Origin of the sequence: Neptuniibacter sp. CAU 1671 (assembly GCF_029222905.1) — a bacterium.
GTDB lineage: Bacteria > Pseudomonadota > Gammaproteobacteria > Pseudomonadales > Balneatricaceae > Neptuniibacter.
Window position 1 is genome coordinate 61501 of sequence record NZ_JARHUE010000007.1, and the last position, 15302, is coordinate 76802.

Annotated in this window: 17 protein-coding genes; 6 read left to right on the forward strand and 11 right to left on the reverse strand. The window is 52.1% G+C overall.

Annotated elements, in window-relative coordinates:
• The first annotated feature begins 3 nt into the window (after window positions 1–3).
• Entirely contained in the window at window positions 4–471 is a 468-nt protein-coding gene (locus P2G53_RS12105) for a copper chaperone PCu(A)C (protein WP_275817572.1), read from the forward strand.
• 1 nt (window position 472) lies between these two features.
• On the opposite strand, the gene P2G53_RS12110 is transcribed toward P2G53_RS12105, so the two are convergent.
• From P2G53_RS12110 to soxX, 8 genes are all read right to left on the reverse strand, one after another.
• The gene (locus tag P2G53_RS12110) at window positions 473–1018 is read right to left on the reverse strand and encodes an elongation factor P hydroxylase (RefSeq protein WP_275817574.1); all 546 of its coding nucleotides are present in this window, start codon (window positions 1016–1018) and stop codon (window positions 473–475) included.
• A 6-nt stretch (window positions 1019–1024) separates the two neighbouring features.
• Window positions 1025–1684, reverse strand: a complete 660-nt coding sequence (locus P2G53_RS12115; protein WP_275817576.1) for a hypothetical protein — start codon at window positions 1682–1684, stop codon at window positions 1025–1027.
• A gap of 76 nt (window positions 1685–1760) precedes the next feature.
• On the reverse strand, window positions 1761–3530 hold the full coding sequence (gene soxB / locus P2G53_RS12120) for a thiosulfohydrolase SoxB (protein WP_275817578.1): 1770 nt from the start codon (window positions 3528–3530) through the stop codon (window positions 1761–1763).
• A 73-nt stretch (window positions 3531–3603) separates the two neighbouring features.
• A complete protein-coding gene (locus tag P2G53_RS12125; protein ID WP_275817580.1) occupies window positions 3604–4041 on the reverse strand; it encodes a hypothetical protein in 438 nt (145 codons plus the stop codon).
• Between the two features lie 10 nt (window positions 4042–4051).
• On the reverse strand, window positions 4052–4927 hold the full coding sequence (gene soxA, locus P2G53_RS12130) for a sulfur oxidation c-type cytochrome SoxA (protein WP_275817582.1): 876 nt from the start codon (window positions 4925–4927) through the stop codon (window positions 4052–4054).
• A gap of 5 nt (window positions 4928–4932) precedes the next feature.
• The gene (gene soxZ, locus P2G53_RS12135; RefSeq protein WP_275817583.1) at window positions 4933–5250 is read right to left on the reverse strand and encodes a thiosulfate oxidation carrier complex protein SoxZ; all 318 of its coding nucleotides are present in this window, start codon (window positions 5248–5250) and stop codon (window positions 4933–4935) included.
• Window positions 5251–5273: 23 nt separating this feature from the next.
• Window positions 5274–5732, reverse strand: coding sequence for a thiosulfate oxidation carrier protein SoxY (gene soxY / locus P2G53_RS12140; RefSeq protein ID WP_275817585.1), 459 nt, complete (start codon window positions 5730–5732; stop codon window positions 5274–5276).
• 38 nt (window positions 5733–5770) lie between these two features.
• On the reverse strand, window positions 5771–6133 hold the full coding sequence (soxX, locus tag P2G53_RS12145) for a sulfur oxidation c-type cytochrome SoxX (protein ID WP_275817588.1): 363 nt from the start codon (window positions 6131–6133) through the stop codon (window positions 5771–5773).
• Between the two features lie 294 nt (window positions 6134–6427).
• On the opposite strand from soxX, the gene P2G53_RS12150 reads away from it, so the two are divergent.
• Complete coding sequence (locus tag P2G53_RS12150; RefSeq protein ID WP_275817590.1) at window positions 6428–7435, forward strand: M48 family metallopeptidase; 1008 nt, start codon at window positions 6428–6430, stop codon at window positions 7433–7435.
• Window positions 7436–7616: 181 nt separating this feature from the next.
• On the opposite strand, the gene P2G53_RS12155 is transcribed toward P2G53_RS12150, so the two are convergent.
• Window positions 7617–8480 carry a TraB/GumN family protein gene (locus tag P2G53_RS12155; protein ID WP_275817592.1) on the reverse strand — a complete coding sequence of 288 codons (864 nt, stop codon included), beginning with the start codon at window positions 8478–8480 and terminating at the stop codon, window positions 7617–7619.
• A gap of 106 nt (window positions 8481–8586) precedes the next feature.
• Between P2G53_RS12155 and P2G53_RS12160 the strand changes: the two genes are divergently transcribed.
• The gene (locus P2G53_RS12160) at window positions 8587–9390 is read left to right on the forward strand and encodes a response regulator (protein WP_275817594.1); all 804 of its coding nucleotides are present in this window, start codon (window positions 8587–8589) and stop codon (window positions 9388–9390) included.
• A 117-nt stretch (window positions 9391–9507) separates the two neighbouring features.
• On the forward strand, window positions 9508–11277 hold the full coding sequence (locus tag P2G53_RS12165; RefSeq protein WP_275817596.1) for a DEAD/DEAH box helicase: 1770 nt from the start codon (window positions 9508–9510) through the stop codon (window positions 11275–11277).
• A 167-nt stretch (window positions 11278–11444) separates the two neighbouring features.
• On the opposite strand, the gene P2G53_RS12170 is transcribed toward P2G53_RS12165, so the two are convergent.
• Together P2G53_RS12170 and P2G53_RS12175 are read right to left on the reverse strand one after the other, a co-directional pair.
• Window positions 11445–12185 carry an NYN domain-containing protein gene (locus P2G53_RS12170; RefSeq protein WP_275817598.1) on the reverse strand — a complete coding sequence of 247 codons (741 nt, stop codon included), beginning with the start codon at window positions 12183–12185 and terminating at the stop codon, window positions 11445–11447.
• A gap of 111 nt (window positions 12186–12296) precedes the next feature.
• Entirely contained in the window at window positions 12297–12683 is a 387-nt protein-coding gene (locus P2G53_RS12175) for a RidA family protein (RefSeq protein WP_275817600.1), read from the reverse strand.
• 142 nt (window positions 12684–12825) lie between these two features.
• Here P2G53_RS12175 and P2G53_RS12180 point away from each other — a divergent pair, with 142 nt between their 5' ends.
• Together P2G53_RS12180 and P2G53_RS12185 are read left to right on the forward strand one after the other, a co-directional pair.
• Window positions 12826–13584, forward strand: a complete 759-nt coding sequence (locus P2G53_RS12180) for a TlyA family RNA methyltransferase (RefSeq protein WP_275817602.1) — start codon at window positions 12826–12828, stop codon at window positions 13582–13584.
• A 177-nt stretch (window positions 13585–13761) separates the two neighbouring features.
• Window positions 13762–15297 (forward strand): carbon-nitrogen hydrolase family protein, encoded by a 1536-nt coding sequence (locus tag P2G53_RS12185; protein WP_275817604.1) that lies wholly within the window; start codon window positions 13762–13764, stop codon window positions 15295–15297.
• Window positions 15298–15302 lie beyond the last annotated feature (5 nt).

A 15302-nucleotide genomic window follows, 5' to 3' on the forward strand; every position in this document is an offset into this window, starting at 1 on the left:
ATTATGCGTTTAGCAATCAACAGGCTGGTACTTTCAACATCTCTTCTGCTTGGTACACTCACGCCAGCATGGGCTGATTCAGCGATCATCATTGAGGATGCCTTTGTCCGCGCCACACCACCGGGACAGAGCAACAGTGCGGCGTTTATGCGCCTGAAAAACAGCAGCGACCAGGCAGTAAATCTGACAACCGCCGCGTCTGATGTCGCTGACAAGGTCGAGCTGCATGGCCACCAGCATGATAACGGCGTGATGCGCATGCGACAGATGATGTCCATCACACTGCCCCCACAGACCACAACCGCATTAGAGCCCGGTGGGTTGCACATCATGCTGCTGGGTTTACACTCGCCTCTGGTGGCAGGTGAGCAGATTGAACTCAACCTCAGCTTTTCCAATGGCGAAACTCAGACGGTGACACTGCCGATTCAGATGCCCGGTGGGCATGGCGCAGGCCACCAGCATCACTGAGCTATAAACAAAACTCTTCAGCCTTGGGAAAGGCCCGTCCCTGCTGCTGGCACAAAGCTGTAACCAGTGCCTGCAGCCGGTCAGGCAGGCCCTTTTCCAGCAGGCTATGGATCCGATTATGAACATGCTGTCTGAAGCTGTCGCTGGGACCAAAGCCGCCGCCAATATTATCCGCGCTGAAGTTGAAGCTGCGACCAGCAGCCACCGTCAACAACCACTCATAGGCCTGAGGGGTCACTTCAACCCGTTCGAATTCAGCCTGCTCCTGAGCGGTACGGCCATCCGGTTTATACCAGTAACCATAATCCGGCAGTAAACGCCGTTGCTCGCCCGCCACACACCAATGCGCAATCTCATGCAGGGCGCTGGCATAAAAACCGTGCGCAAAGATGATTCGATGATGGGGATGCTGTTCGTCTGCAGGCAGATAGACCGGTTCATCCGTGCCTTTCACCAGAACGGTATTCAGGGAGTCTTTGAACAAGCCATTGAAGAGGTCGATCAGACCAGCCAGCTCCGCAGCCGAATCACTTAAACTGAAAGGCATGGCACTCTACTCTGCAAAACGCTGCCAGCGCTTGCCGTTCAACCACCAGCTGTCACCTGACAGACGGTCCATACGCAACGCCACATACCCTTTTTTATCCTGATCAGCCCGCAAAACACTGATCTCATAATCCCCCGCAGCAAGCACATTTGACTCTTCAAGCGGTATCCACTGCCCGGCTTGCGCCAACCAGCTTTCACCACTGATCTGATCATAACGCACCACCACCCAGTCACCCTGGGCAGAATAAGCCGAACTGATGCGGTAGGTACCCGACGCTGCAGGTTGCAGATCTGCCGCCAGACGGCTTAGTTGTTCCATCACCTCATTGAGCTGCGCTGTAGCGGATTCAGTTGGCACCGCTTCACCCTGAGCAGGTGCATTGATGATCAGATCACGCACCGTCTGCACCTGCAACAACAACGCCTGCACCTGCTGCTGTAGTTCTCCATTCTGGGTTTTAAGCTGCAACAGGTATTCCTGCGCCTTACTGATACGCCCTGATAACTGGTCCAGTGCTTCACTCGATGGGGCAGTATTGGTCGCGGCTGTTGCAGGTTCAGGCCCGGGTGATACCGTTTCAGCCGCAGGTGCCGAGGGCTGCACACAGGATGCATTACAGCCGGTCAGAATCAGGCTGATCAGTAACAGTAAACGCAACTTCATGACAGGTTCCCAACGAAGTAGTAAAGGGCGTATTTAACCAGATCCCAGGTCGAACAGCGACCTTGAGTTGCTAACGCTATGCCGGGGAATCCTCCAGCCCCGGGTTATTCCTGACGCCTTTTAATTTAGGTGTATTCAGCTTGGTGATATGCGCCGATTTGCGATCCCGCAGGTAGGTGGCAACCAGATCCCAGATAGGCTGACCTTCGGATTGCTCACTCACCGTCGCCCAGCCAGCCACCTTATAACGTTTGCCTGCCTCAATTTTTTCACCGTTGTCCAGCGTCAGATCAGATATACGACGACCCATTTTTTCAGTGGGGTCGCAGACATAATCAACTCCGCCCAACCGAACCATGTCCCCTCCGGACTGCAGATAAGGGTCAGGGTTAAACAGGTTATCCGCCACATCCTCAAGAACCATTTTGAGTTCGGCACCCGTCATTTCACGCACATAGGTTTCCGGATAAGTCAGACAGGTCTGGTTAAGCACGTGTTCCATGGTCAGCATTTGATCTTTCAATGCAGTGGTGCCCCAGCGAAAGCCCGGCGAAAGCGCAATCTGGGCATCATTGACCGTCCGTTGAGCATCACAAATCAACTGATCAAAGGTGCCGTTAAAATTACCCCGACGGAACATCACCCGATCAGCCACCGCCAGTTCCTCCTGCAACCACGGCAGATGAGGCGCCCGGATATCTTCAATCAACCGATCCATATCCGGATTAGCTGGCAGTAACTCCGAAAAAACCGGTAGCAGGCGATAATGGAACCCTTTGAGTCGGCCTTTGGCGATATTCAGATCCAGTACCGCCAGAAATTTACCGTTTGATCCAGCGTTACACACCAGTGTCTGACCGCTGCGGTTTTTCACGATACTCGGGGCCGGCAGAGCATCATGGGTATGGCCACCCAGAATGATATCTATCCCGGTCACCTGAGCGGCCAGTTTCAGGTCTACATCCATGCCGTTATGTGACAGCAGCACAACCGCATCAACTTTCTCATGTTCACGCAGAAAGTTAATCAGTACCTGTAACTTCTCTGCGTGAATATCAAAGCTCCAGTCCGGTATAAAACGCGCCGGATTGGTAATTCTGGTACGGGGGAACGCCTGACCAATAACTGCCACGCGTACGGACCCCAGTGAACGAACAGTGTAGGGTTTAAAGATACGGCCTGACTCAGGATCATGCAGGTAGTCCAGCTCGCTGTTGAACAGCGCATCCTCCGTCACAAAAACATTCTGAGCCAGAAATTCGCCATTGAAATCGGCAATATTCTGCAACACTTCACGCTGATGGTAGGTGAATTCCCAATGGCCGGTCATCAGATCAACACCCAGTGCATTGGAGGCCCGCACCATGTCCTTACCACGGGTTTTATAAGCCGTGCCTGATCCCTGCCAGGTGTCCCCACCATCAAGCAACAGGGTTTTCTCTGCACCGAAGCTCTGCCTGAGTTGATCAACCAGAGTTTTAAGATGCGCAAAGCCACCCACCTTGCCGAAACGTGCCGCAGCTTCAGCGAAGTTCAGATGAGTAAAGGCATGGGCTTCCAGTGAGCCGGGCGGTATGGCGAAGTGCGCCAGCAACTTATTGCCGACCAGATGAGGTGGCTTACCTGTAGCCGGACCAACACCCAGATTCATATCTGGCTCACGATAGTACACAGGCAAAAGCTGCGCATGGCAGTCCGTCATATGCAGCAAACGCACATTACCCCGGTTGGGCAGCAGGTATTGCTCATGAAGTCTGTGCTCAGAACCCAGCAGTCGCTGAGGTAATAACCCGGCAATACCGGCAACACCGATCAGTTGCGCGAACTCCCTGCGGCTTAACGACATTTCTGCTGCTCCCTGATCAACAAACCCGTTGACGATGCAAACGCAGGTAATTTAAACCCAGGGTTGTCTCGCTTCATTGGGGTACCGCATCCCGCCAGTGTTGCTGATTATACTCCGCCTGCTGAATGCTCATGCGGGCCTGATAATGCGCCTGTGCTGCCAGATTCATACACTGGCGGAATTCACCGGCCCGTAATGCCTGTTCGGCCTGTTCCAGTAATCCCGCCGTCATGCGCCAAGCATATTCAAGTTCAGAAGCGCGCTGATTCAGCACTTGGGCCGCATGCAGCATTGCCTCAGCCTTGTCGCGGGTAGCCGGTGTTTGTGCGTCCAGTTCTTCCGGGTGGTCAGTACTGAATTCCTGACCCTGCCATGTAAACAGATGCCCTTTGCCATACATAGCCCGATTGAGTTCAAACGCCTGCTGATAGGTTTGCGGCTCAGCCGCCTGAACATTGGCAACGAATACCAACAGACTCAGGAGCAGATAACGAGTGTAAGCTGCATTCATACACCAAACCTCATTTGCGTGCCCCAGGACCGTTGACCGGTAATCCGTTAGACATATAGGTCTGAAAATATTCCAGATTCCTGAAAGCATCTGACTGCGGCGGCAGCGGATCAGAACGGGTATCCCGATGGCATCCCTCGTACCGTCGATGCAATGTACCCAACTCACCCCACTTGGAGCGATACACGGGAAAATGTGTAGTTTGTCCCAGTGCGGGGCCTGGCAGATCGGCACGTATAAAAATATTACTGCCTTCCAGATGACAGTTGGCGCAGGAGAGATTCAACTGACCACGTTTGGCGTAAAAGAAACGTTTTCCCGCTGCATAGGCAGCCAGAGCACCTGCGTCATCTGCCGGTACTTTGATGTCGAAAACTTGGCCCCGTGAAGTCCAGGCCATGTAGGCAGAGATCTGGGCCAATGGCCCTTTTTTCCACGGATAGGGCTGTTCACCGTTCTTTTCACGGCACTCATTGATTTCGAGTTCCAGCGTTTTTACCCGCCCCTCTGCCGCATTCCAGTAGGGGTAATGTTGTCTGATACTCACTCCGCCATTTGGAAAACAGGCGGCATAGGTCTGCCCATTGGCGAAGGGGGTATTAAACAACGCCTCTCCCGCTTCGAGATCAAACTCATAGGGTGGAAACTCTTCCAGTGCCTGCCACTGTTCACGGGACGCTGCATCCAATGCGTAGATGCCATTGATATAGTCCTGAATATCAACACCGGGAAAACGTTTCAGGTAATAGGCCCGCAGTGCCTGTCGATCTGCTTCAGGATCAATAAGGGGTTCAGATGCATCGGCCAGCACCGATGTGGTTGCACACAACAATAAGGCGACTGTTATCCATCCCTGAAACGGTTTCACCTTTCTGAAATTGAGCATGTTGACTAGCGGATTTTCGCCACCTCAGTGGCTGACTTGCCGGTATTTTCTTTCCAGCTAATCAGCAGCTCTTCACCTTCAGCACCACCTAAGAAAGTGAAGGAGAAATAGGGGTTCTTAGAGACAGGCGTGCTCATATTTGCGGCGAATACCACCTTGCCCGCATGCACAACGGACAACTCCTGCAGATAAAGCGCCGGGATGGTTTCACCGGTGGTTTTATCCTTGCGCTGTCCGGTTTCCATAATATGTTTGGCCATCATTTTGACCTGGGTTTTCTCACCCATGGATTTCGCTTTAACTTTGATGATGCCTTCTGCCATTGTTCCACCCTCTCGAATTCTGATTACCCGCCACAGCCACCGATGGTGACTTTGACCTCTTTTACAGCGCTGTAAAGCTTGCCTTCTGCTTTTATCACCGCAGTAATTTTTGAGGTTTTACCCATCCGAATTCGGGTGGATATATCTGCATCGGTACCCGGTGGCAGCAAAAACTCAACGGCCAACGGGGTTGGATTGTCTTCAACAAACAGGCTAATCGACTCAACACCCGACAGGGTGGAACTCACTGTCACCGGCACCACCGCACCATTCTCTGCAATATCGGGTGCTTTGAGCAGGATTTCAGCACTGGGCTGAGGTTCCCCACCCAGCAGCTCCTGCATTGCGGTGCCCTGATCTTTGGCCCTAAAAGCCTTTTCATTCCAGGCCGCAAATGCCAGACGCGGTGATAATACCCCCAACCCCAGCAATGCTCCGCTGGTTGCTATGGCTTTAATCACCGATCGTCGTGTCATACTCATCAACTGCTCCTCTGTCAGACATCAACCTGACTTCTTCTTTAATACTGGTATATATACTCAACAACCGCATCAATCTCATGTTCAGAGAGTATCCAGTGCTTGCCAAACGGTGGCATCAGTGTCAGCGGATTATTGCGGGTTGCATCCCAAACCTGAGCCCTTAACAGACGTTTATCCGGGTAACGCAACTTCATATTGAATATAGGTGGCCCCTGATTTCCGGCGAGTTGCGCCTGCGGATCACTGATGGCATGGCAGGCAATACAATTCCCCTTTGACTGCTCAAGAAAAACTGCCTGCCCCAAAACAATCAAAGCCGCCTCATCTCTCGCCAAAACGGTATTGGCCGTGAGCAAAGCAGCACAGACTGCAACAAAGGTCATCCACCTGACCTTAAGCATGTTCAATGCAACTCCACCAGACTGTCACCACACATTTATTATTTTAGTGCCTGAATTCAACCACGTAGCTGACCATAACCGCAACCTGTCAGCAGGTTATATACCAGGCAAGGCTCTTTTTCTGGGACGCGTAAAAAGCCGTTGGGTTCAATTCACAGCACCGTCTGCTGGCATCAAAAACTCCTGATCTTCATCAAAACGAGTAACTACAGCGTCGGGGGCAGGTTAAGTTGCAGTGAAGGGCAAGGGCTTTAGAATGGTTTTTATCACGTTGATTACCGAGCCAGAAAACCTATGCGAACATCTCTACTGTTCCTACTCAGTCTCTGTGTGTTTATCAGCGGCTGCAGCACCGCCCCGCCACTGCCTCCCATGGAGACCGACGCGATTAAACGGGAACAGGAACGCCAGACCGAAGCGGCTCTGCGCCACAAAAATCAGCAGCGGATGCGACTGCAATCTGTCGCCCACCCGCTGCTGGTCGGATCCGCAGCTCGATTTTGTGCTTCTAAACAACGCTACAGCCTGGGCCTGATGCTGCACCAAATCCAGAGCTATCCGGAACTTCAGCAAAAAGCGGCAACAGCAATATATGGACCGCTGCAGCAACCCACAGTACTGCATGTACTGCCAGCCTCCCCGGCGGAGCATTACCTGCTGCCAGGTGATGCTCTGGTAGCGATTAATCAGCAACCGGTTCCAACCGCGTTTTCCAATACCCTGGCCCAATTGCAAACGGCGAGTGCGACAGGCAAGAGAGTAAGTCTGACCATCAACCGTACCGGGCAGCAGCATCAGTTTGAGCTGACACCCAGACAGACCTGCAACTATCCGGTACGTTTCAGTAACAGTGACAGGGTCAACGGTTTTGCCGATGGCAAAACCATCACCCTGAATGCAGGCATGCTGCGTTTTGCCAACGACAGTGAACTGGCGCTGATTGTTGCCCATGAACTGGCTCATAACGTGTTGCAGCATGCACGTACCGAGTTGCAGCGCATCACGCTGGGCGGACTGCTGGACCTTGTCATGATTGGCAGCGGCATCCCCAGCCCGGGGATCGCCATGGGGCTGGCGGGCAATCTGGGGTTGGAAACCTACGAACTGCAGGCCGACCGTCTCGCCATCGATATGCTCAGTGAGTCCGGCTATCCACTGGAGGGCATGGCTGAATTCTGGCGGCGTCTTGGCAAGGAGTATCCCCAGAGCATTCACAGCCAGGGGGTAGAATCACACCCCGGAACAGCCGAACGCTATCTGCGCATGAAACAGCAGATTGAAAAAATTCAAACAGGTGGATAAATACTCTGATCAGACAAGGCTATCGCAGCGGTAGCAGTTCGCGATATACTCTGGCCATCTTACAGCAAAGAGCGATTCAAATTTGAACGTATCTGGCTGGCAAAATTTGCAGTTCCCGAATACCGTCGCATGTAGCTGTCTTTCAGCCTTTTCTGCGGCGGTTTTTTTTGCCCTGCTCCAGCTAAAGCTGCTCCACCTGATAACCCTTATCCTGCAACGCCTTCAGCAAGCCATCTGGTCCTACAAGGTGCGCTGCACCCACCAGCACCATCTCCACCGCCTCAGTTTTCAGCAGCGCCTCCAGTTGAGGCAGCCAGGCTCTGTTCCGATCCACCAGCAGGGATTGATAAACCGCCGGATAGGTCTCTTGCATATCGCGGATGACGGCGTGTTCCAGCAGATCCACATCACCGGTTCTCCAGGCCAGTACAATTGAACGCATCAACCCCTCGGTTTCATGCAGATCGAATAGCGCCTGACGAATAAAGGCTTCTTCATCACCCATACCGAGCTGCGCAATGTAATCAAGGTGGGCCGCCACCGACTCCAACCCTGCCGTCGCCTTACCCTGCGATTGTGCCCGTTGGTAAAAGTAGATATCGGGTCCGGCACTTTGAATACCCAACCGCTGCAATTCAGCAGTAAGCAGCGTGAGCATCACGCCAGCCGGTTTCAGATTGAGGAACGTATCAGCGTTGAGCTGACGCTCCAATGCAAATGCCGTCAACTCAGCATAGAGCGATTCTGAAAGATGCTGACGCAGTGTTTCACCCGCGGGATAGACCAGTTGCTGCATCATCTTCAGTTGTGTCTGCGGCTGTTGCAGCTGGCCAAGATCGGTTTCAAGAATTACGGCCTCAGACGCCTGGTAGGCCTTTTCGAAGGCTTTCGGTATGGGCCAGTCATCTTCTGCAAGAACATGAATGGAGCCACCTAAATAGAGCAGCCGTTCTCCATCGGAAATTTTCCAGACAGGACCCTCGGCATAGACCACATTGATCAACATGCAGAACAGCAAAGGCAGTAACCGGATCAACCCGCGCATTGTTAAAACTCCCGGAAAAGGCGATGCTTACACCCTAGCACAGTGCAACATTCAGATGTCACTCTGCTCGCCGATAAGAAAAACGATAACTGTTTGAGATCTGTTTATGGCTTCTAATCCACACCTGTCTCCCGCTGACCTGCATATCCTTCTGGCAGAGCCCTCTGCAGTACAGCGGAAAATCATCGGCAATGAGTTGTTTGCCGCACAGATTGAGAGCATTAACGAAGCCGACAGTGTGCTTTCTACTCTGGAGAGCGCCCAGAAACATTCACCTGATCTGATCGTCAGCGCCCTGCATTTTGCAGATGGTTCTGCCATAGATCTGCTCCAGCAGCTGAGGGCCTCAGAGGCTACCGCTGACATCCCGTTTATGCTGATCTCCAGTGAAACCCGCCAGGAGCAGCTCGAGCATTTCAAGCAGGCCGGGGTGATTGCCATTTTGCCCAAACCCTTCAAACCGGATGACCTGACCACTGCGATTCGCGCCACCCTTGACCTGCTCACCCAGTCCGAACTGTCGCTGGAGTATTATGAACCCGATCAGCTTCGGGTACTGATAGTGGATGACAGCGCGATGGCGCGTAAACTGATTCGGCGGGTACTGACCGGTCTGGGTATTCAGTATTTCACTGAAGCCGAAGATGGCGCCCAGGCGATTGGGCAGTTACAGGCTGAAACGTTTGACCTGGTCGTCACTGATTACAACATGCCGGAGGTCAACGGACTGGAGCTTACCGGCTTTATCCGTAACTCGGCCCAGCATGCACATCTGCCCATTCTGATGGTCAGTAGTGAGGCAAATCAGGCCCACCTGCAAAACATCAGCCGGGCCGGTGTAAACGCGCTGGCCGACAAACCCTTTGAGCCCGACACAATTCGCCAAATTTTGACCCGAATTCTTGGCTGACAGTTGTTGTATACGGGGTAATCTGTATAATCTGCGCTTTCCTACCCGAACAGGACTCCTGACGCTGTCAACGCTGACCGCGCTATACCTGTTCATTCCAAACAGGTACACCATCGCATGAATTCCTCAGATCAGCCCTCATTCGCAGAGCTTGGCCTTGCAGCTCCCGTGTTAGAGGTGCTTGACGCTATCGGCTATGAAACTCCTTCGCCGATTCAGGCCGCCAGTATCCCCCACCTTCTTGAAGGACGGGACCTGCTGGGTATCGCTCAGACCGGTACCGGCAAAACCGCGGCTTTCGCTCTACCCTTGCTGTCCAGACTGGATCTCGGTCAGCGCCATACCCAGCTACTGATTCTGGCACCAACCCGCGAGCTCGCCATTCAGGTGGCAGAAGCCTGCCAGACCTATGCCCGCAACCTGCCAGACTTCCATGTTTTACCGATCTATGGCGGTCAGGCTTATGACACCCAGCTACGCCAGCTGAAACGAGGTGCTCAGGTTGTCGTAGGGACACCTGGCCGGGTAATGGACCATATGCGCCGCGGCTCCCTGAAGCTGGACAACCTGCGTGCACTGGTGCTGGACGAAGCCGACGAAATGCTGCGCATGGGCTTTATTGATGATGTGAAATGGGTCCTGGAACATACGCCAGCGAATCGCCAGATCGCATTGTTCTCTGCCACCATGCCAGCTCAGATCAAAGAAGTGGCACAGGCTCACCTGCAGTCACCTGCTGAAGTCAGAATTGCGTCCAAAACAGCCACTGCCACCACCATTACACAGAAATACTGGCAGGTCAGCGGCCTGCATAAGCTGGACGCCCTGACACGCATCCTTGAGATGCAGGCGTTTGACGCAATGCTGATATTTGTCCGGACAAAATCTGCCACGGTTGAGCTGGCTGAAAAGCTGAGCGCCCGTGGTTACGCCTGTGAAGCACTGAACGGCGATATCTCTCAAAACCTGCGTGAGCGCACCATCGACCGGCTTAAATCCGGCCACATTGATGTGCTGATTGCCACTGACGTTGTGGCACGTGGTCTGGACGTTGAACGTATCAGTCATGTACTGAACTACGACATCCCTTACGATACCGAATCCTATATTCACCGTATCGGCCGTACCGGACGTGCCGGTCGCAAAGGCGAGGCCATTCTGTTTGTCTCTCCGCGCGAACAGCGCATGCTGAAGGCGATTGAACGCGCCACCCGTCAGCCGATTGAACGGATGCACCTGCCTTCGACTGCAGACATCAATGAAAAACGTGTCAGCCGGTTTATGGACCGTATTCGCGATACGCTGGACAACACCGATCTGGCATTTTACAGCGACCTGTTAGCGAATTATCAGCAGGAACATGATACAGACCCCCTGCAATTGGCGGCTGCACTGGCCCACCTGCTGCAGGGTGAAACCCCTCTGTTACTGGAAGAAGTCCGCGAAGACTTCAGAGACCGAGGCTTTGACGATAATAAACCGGCCCGTCGACCCAAAGGTATGTCAGGCAAGCCCCGTCCACTGAAAGAGTTCCCGGATGTGGAGATGGAACGGTATCAGCTCAGCGTTGGCCACAATCACGGGGTTATGCCGAAAAACATCGTCGGCGCCATCGCCAACGAAGCAGGGATTGAATCTCAATACATCGGTCAGATCGATATCTTTGACAGTGTGACCACAGTAGACCTGCCCAGTGGCATGCCTAAGGATGTATTGCAGCAACTGAAACGTGCCATCGTCTGCGGTCAGCGCCTGAACATTCGCAGCCTGAAGGAAGATGCCGGTAGTGCACCTCCACGTAAACGTGCTAATTCCGGCAAACCGGGTGGTCCACCACCAAGTAAAGGTAAAAAACCGCCACGCAAGCGTAAAGATAAAGAGAGTTAAACAACTAGCTAGTCCAAAAGGTTTACACTGTTGTAAGCCTTATGAGACCAATAATCGAAAGTGTTTTAACATTCTAAAGAGGAGCATGCAGCTCCTCTTTTTAGTCATATACCGGAAGACTCAATCAATTAGCGCCCAAATATTTTTTGGACATATTAATTGTGACGTTAACCTTTAACAGCCTTTCGGCCATCTCTGATATAAACAATTTTTCCCTTGCGATGCATTTCGAAAAGACCAAATGCTTCCAATAATTCACTTAATTTTTGATAACCATAATTCCGTGGATCAAATTCTGGACTGGATTTTGCGATATAGCTACCAACAGCACCAAGTTGAGTCCAACCAGTATCATCTGATGCAGTTGCTATCCCCTTACGAATAGTCTGCAATAATTTCGTTTTTGTTCGTAGATCTTTAGAAGATACCTTGGATATAGGCTGTGTTTTAGCGGAATCATCTTGCTGTTCGGTAGCGAATACTTCGGTATATATAAATCTGTCACATGCAGCAACAAATGGCTTCGGTGTTTTCATTTCTCCAAAACCATAAACAACCTTACCTGCTTCCCGAATACGAGCAGCAAGTCGAGTAAAATCACTGTCGCTCGATACAATACAAAAACCATTAAATGAACCAGAGTAAAGTAGGTCCATGGCATCAATTATCATTGCACTGTCAGTAGCATTCTTTCCAGTTGTATAGCTGAACTGTTGAATGGGTTGAATCGAGTGTTCCAAAAGAACACTTTTCCAACCCGACAAATTCGGAGTCGTCCAGTCACCATAAATACGTTTTACATTTGTAGTGCCTAATCCAGCCACCTCACTTAACAAACCGCTAATCATATTTGGACTAGCGTTATCAGCATCAATCAACACTGCAAGCGCCCGCTCAATGCCTGACATATGTACTCTCCTTGTAACGCTTACAAAAACAACGACATATAGCTTGGGGCTTACGAGCCAATGTAAGAATAGATATCAGATGCAACCAACTTGGACGCAAGCCCGTTTTTGTTACTCGTTGATCACCATCACAGCATCAACCTCAATGTCAGCCCCTTTAGGGATCTGCTTAACCGCAAATGCGGCCCGGGCCGGATAAGGTTGATTGAAGAAACGCGCCATCACTTCATTCACCTGAGGAAAGAACTCCATGTCTGACAGCAGGATGGTCAGCTTTACGCAATCTGCCAGCGAGCCACCGGCCGCTTCCGCAACCGCACTCAGGTTCTTAAACACCTGCTCTGCCTGTGCTTCAAAAGACTCTGTAATCAGTTCCATAGTTTCAGGAACGAGCGGGATCTGCCCGGAAAGATAAACGGTGCTGCCCGCTTTTACGGCCTGTGAATAGGTACCAATCGCAGCCGGGGCACGATCTGTGTTGATGATACTCTTGTTCATATCGGATCCTTAGATGATAAATCGCTGCGGCCATTGTAAACCATGATGCTCTAACTACCATGCTTTTCTAGTGACCAAACAGGCTACTCCCCTCACGCCTATCACACTATAATAAGCCGCTTTAAGCACCGGTTATTAACACATGTTACGTGCAGACCAGCTATTGGTTGAACGGGGTTTAGCCGCCTCCAGAACCCAGGCTCAGCGTATGATTCGCAACCAGCAGGTTCAGGTCAGGGAAGCCGCTCAGTGGCAACTTTTGTCCAAGCCGGGGCAGAAGCTGGCACCTGACTGTGAGTTTCAGATAACCCAGTCGTTGGAAGACCGGTTTGTCTCCCGCGGAGCACTGAAACTGCTGGGGGCGCTGGAGAAAACTGCACTGGACGTAACCGCTATGGTCGCACTGGATGTCGGTCAGTCCACCGGCGGCTTCACTGATTGCCTGTTACAGGCGGGCGTCGCCTGTGTAGTGGGTATTGAAGTTGGACATGACCAGTTAGCCATGAGCCTGCGGCAGGACCCCCGGGTGATCTGTTATGAGGGCATGAACGCCCGCAACCTGAGTCCCGAGCTGAAACAACACTGTCGCCAGCCAGAAGGGTTTGATCTGGCAGTGATGGATGTCTCATTTATTTCACAAACCCTTATATTGCCTTCTCTGGCACCCCTGCTTGCACCCGGTGCCCGGCTGATCAGTCTGGTTAAACCCCAGTTCGAAGTAGGTAAAGAGGGTATCGGACGTGGAGGTCTGGTCAGAGATGCCAGCCTTTATCCGCAGGTGCAGTCCACGATCACCAATACCTGCGCAGACGTTGGGCTAGAAGTTGAAGACTATTTCGAAAGCCCAATCACCGGCGGCGATGGAAATCGTGAATTTTTGCTGATTGCCCGTAAAACCTGACTTTAGGTCATACACTTTTCGTTGCTAAGATAGAGCGATTACCGGCTTGACCGGCCCAGATTATCCTGTGGGTTAACAGGCTGCTCAGTATACTCTGTTCTGCAACGTTATCCGGTGGTGCGGTTCCACTGGCTGAGCAGCAACATCACCCCATCTCTGCAGCAAGGAGCCCTTGCCATGGCTGATGAACTACGCCTCAAAATCCGAAATTTAGAAGAAGCTGACTACCCGCAGCTCAAAGAGCTGATGGACATTGTCTATGATGACATTGGCGGCGCGTGGCCCAAACATACCATCTCACAGCTCATCAAAGACTTTCCTGAGGGCCAGCTCTGTCTCGTTGATCATGAAAAAATTATCGGTGTGGCACTGGCGGCGCGGGTGGATTATCACCGTTTTTCCAACCCGCACACCTATGATGACCTGATTGGTAAACGCACAACCATTCTGAATGACCCGGATGGAGACGCCATGTACGGACTGGATGTACTGATCCATCCGGATTTTCGGGGTTTCCGTCTGGGACGTCGACTGTATGAAACACGCAAAGATCTGTGTCGGCAGAAGAACCTGCGGGCGATTCTGGCCGGTGGGCGCATCCCGAACTACTACAAATATGTCGACCAGATGAAACCCTATGAGTACCTGAAAGCCGTTAAAAAACGGGAGATCTATGACCCGATTCTGACTTTCCAGCTCTCCAATGATTTTCAGGTCAAACGTCTGTTGACCAAGTATCTGCCAGAAGATGAAAAGTCTCAGGGTTATGGCACCTTGCTGGAATGGAACAACATTTTTTATAACCCGGACGTGCAGATGCTGGACCAGCGTAAGTCTCAGGTCCGGATTGGCGCAGTACAATGGCAGATGCGTCAGGTATCTTCGGTCGAGGAGCTACTGCAGCAGGTCGAGTACTTCGTTGACGCCCTCTCCAACTACAAAAGTGATTTTGCCCTCTTCCCGGAATTTTTTAACGCGCCACTGATGGGCCTCTATCACCAGCAGGCACAGCAGATGGAAGCGATTCGCTTTCTGGCGGGCTATACCGAACGTTTTCGCGATGAAATGTTGCAGATGGCAGTGAGTTACAACATCAATATCATCACCGGCTCGATGCCACTGCTGGTTGGCGACCTGCTTTACAACGTCAGTTACCTCTGCCGGCGTGACGGTACACTGGAGATGCAGAGCAAAATCCATATAACCCCGCACGAACGCCGCGACTGGGTTATTCAGGGTGGCAACGAACTGCGCGTATTCGATACCGATGCGGGCCGTATTGGAATTCTGATCTGTTATGACGTTGAGTTTCCGGAACTGGGCCGACTGCTGGCTGCGGAAGATATGGACATTTTGTTTGTGCCCTACTGGACCGACACCAAAAATGGTTACCTCAGGGTTCGCCATTGTGCACAGGCGCGGGCGATTGAAAATGAATGTTACGTCGTGATCTGCGGTAGCTGCGGTAACCTGCCCGCGGTGGAAAGTCTGGACGTGCAATATTCCCAGTCAGCCGTATTTTCGCCATCGGATTTCGCCTTCCCCCATGATGCGGTCATGTCGGAGACCACCCCCAATACGGAGATGCTGATGTTCTCGGATCTGGATCTGGACCGCCTGAAAATCATCCGCAGTGAGGGTTCAGTGAATAACCTGAAAGACCGTCGTGTGGATCTGTATGAGGTAAAACACCTGAAATTTTTGCCGACCTGATCCAG

Bases quoted from the DNA above. Each gene is read 5' to 3' on its own strand.
- P2G53_RS12105 (WP_275817572.1), top strand. From the start codon at position 4: ATGCGTTTAGCAATCAACAGGCTGGTACTTTCAACATCTCTTCTGCTT.
- P2G53_RS12110 (WP_275817574.1), bottom strand. From the start codon at position 1,018: ATGCCTTTCAGTTTAAGTGATTCGGCTGCGGAGCTGGCTGGTCTGATC.
- P2G53_RS12115 (WP_275817576.1), bottom strand. From the start codon at position 1,684: ATGAAGTTGCGTTTACTGTTACTGATCAGCCTGATTCTGACCGGCTGT.
- soxB (WP_275817578.1), bottom strand. From the start codon at position 3,530: ATGTCGTTAAGCCGCAGGGAGTTCGCGCAACTGATCGGTGTTGCCGGT.
- P2G53_RS12125 (WP_275817580.1), bottom strand. From the start codon at position 4,041: ATGAATGCAGCTTACACTCGTTATCTGCTCCTGAGTCTGTTGGTATTC.
- soxA (WP_275817582.1), bottom strand. From the start codon at position 4,927: ATGCTCAATTTCAGAAAGGTGAAACCGTTTCAGGGATGGATAACAGTC.
- soxZ (WP_275817583.1), bottom strand. From the start codon at position 5,250: ATGGCAGAAGGCATCATCAAAGTTAAAGCGAAATCCATGGGTGAGAAA.
- soxY (WP_275817585.1), bottom strand. From the start codon at position 5,732: ATGAGTATGACACGACGATCGGTGATTAAAGCCATAGCAACCAGCGGA.
- soxX (WP_275817588.1), bottom strand. From the start codon at position 6,133: ATGCTTAAGGTCAGGTGGATGACCTTTGTTGCAGTCTGTGCTGCTTTG.
- P2G53_RS12150 (WP_275817590.1), top strand. From the start codon at position 6,428: ATGCGAACATCTCTACTGTTCCTACTCAGTCTCTGTGTGTTTATCAGC.
- P2G53_RS12155 (WP_275817592.1), bottom strand. From the start codon at position 8,480: ATGCGCGGGTTGATCCGGTTACTGCCTTTGCTGTTCTGCATGTTGATC.
- P2G53_RS12160 (WP_275817594.1), top strand. From the start codon at position 8,587: ATGGCTTCTAATCCACACCTGTCTCCCGCTGACCTGCATATCCTTCTG.
- P2G53_RS12165 (WP_275817596.1), top strand. From the start codon at position 9,508: ATGAATTCCTCAGATCAGCCCTCATTCGCAGAGCTTGGCCTTGCAGCT.
- P2G53_RS12170 (WP_275817598.1), bottom strand. From the start codon at position 12,185: ATGTCAGGCATTGAGCGGGCGCTTGCAGTGTTGATTGATGCTGATAAC.
- P2G53_RS12175 (WP_275817600.1), bottom strand. From the start codon at position 12,683: ATGAACAAGAGTATCATCAACACAGATCGTGCCCCGGCTGCGATTGGT.
- P2G53_RS12180 (WP_275817602.1), top strand. From the start codon at position 12,826: ATGTTACGTGCAGACCAGCTATTGGTTGAACGGGGTTTAGCCGCCTCC.
- P2G53_RS12185 (WP_275817604.1), top strand. From the start codon at position 13,762: ATGGCTGATGAACTACGCCTCAAAATCCGAAATTTAGAAGAAGCTGAC.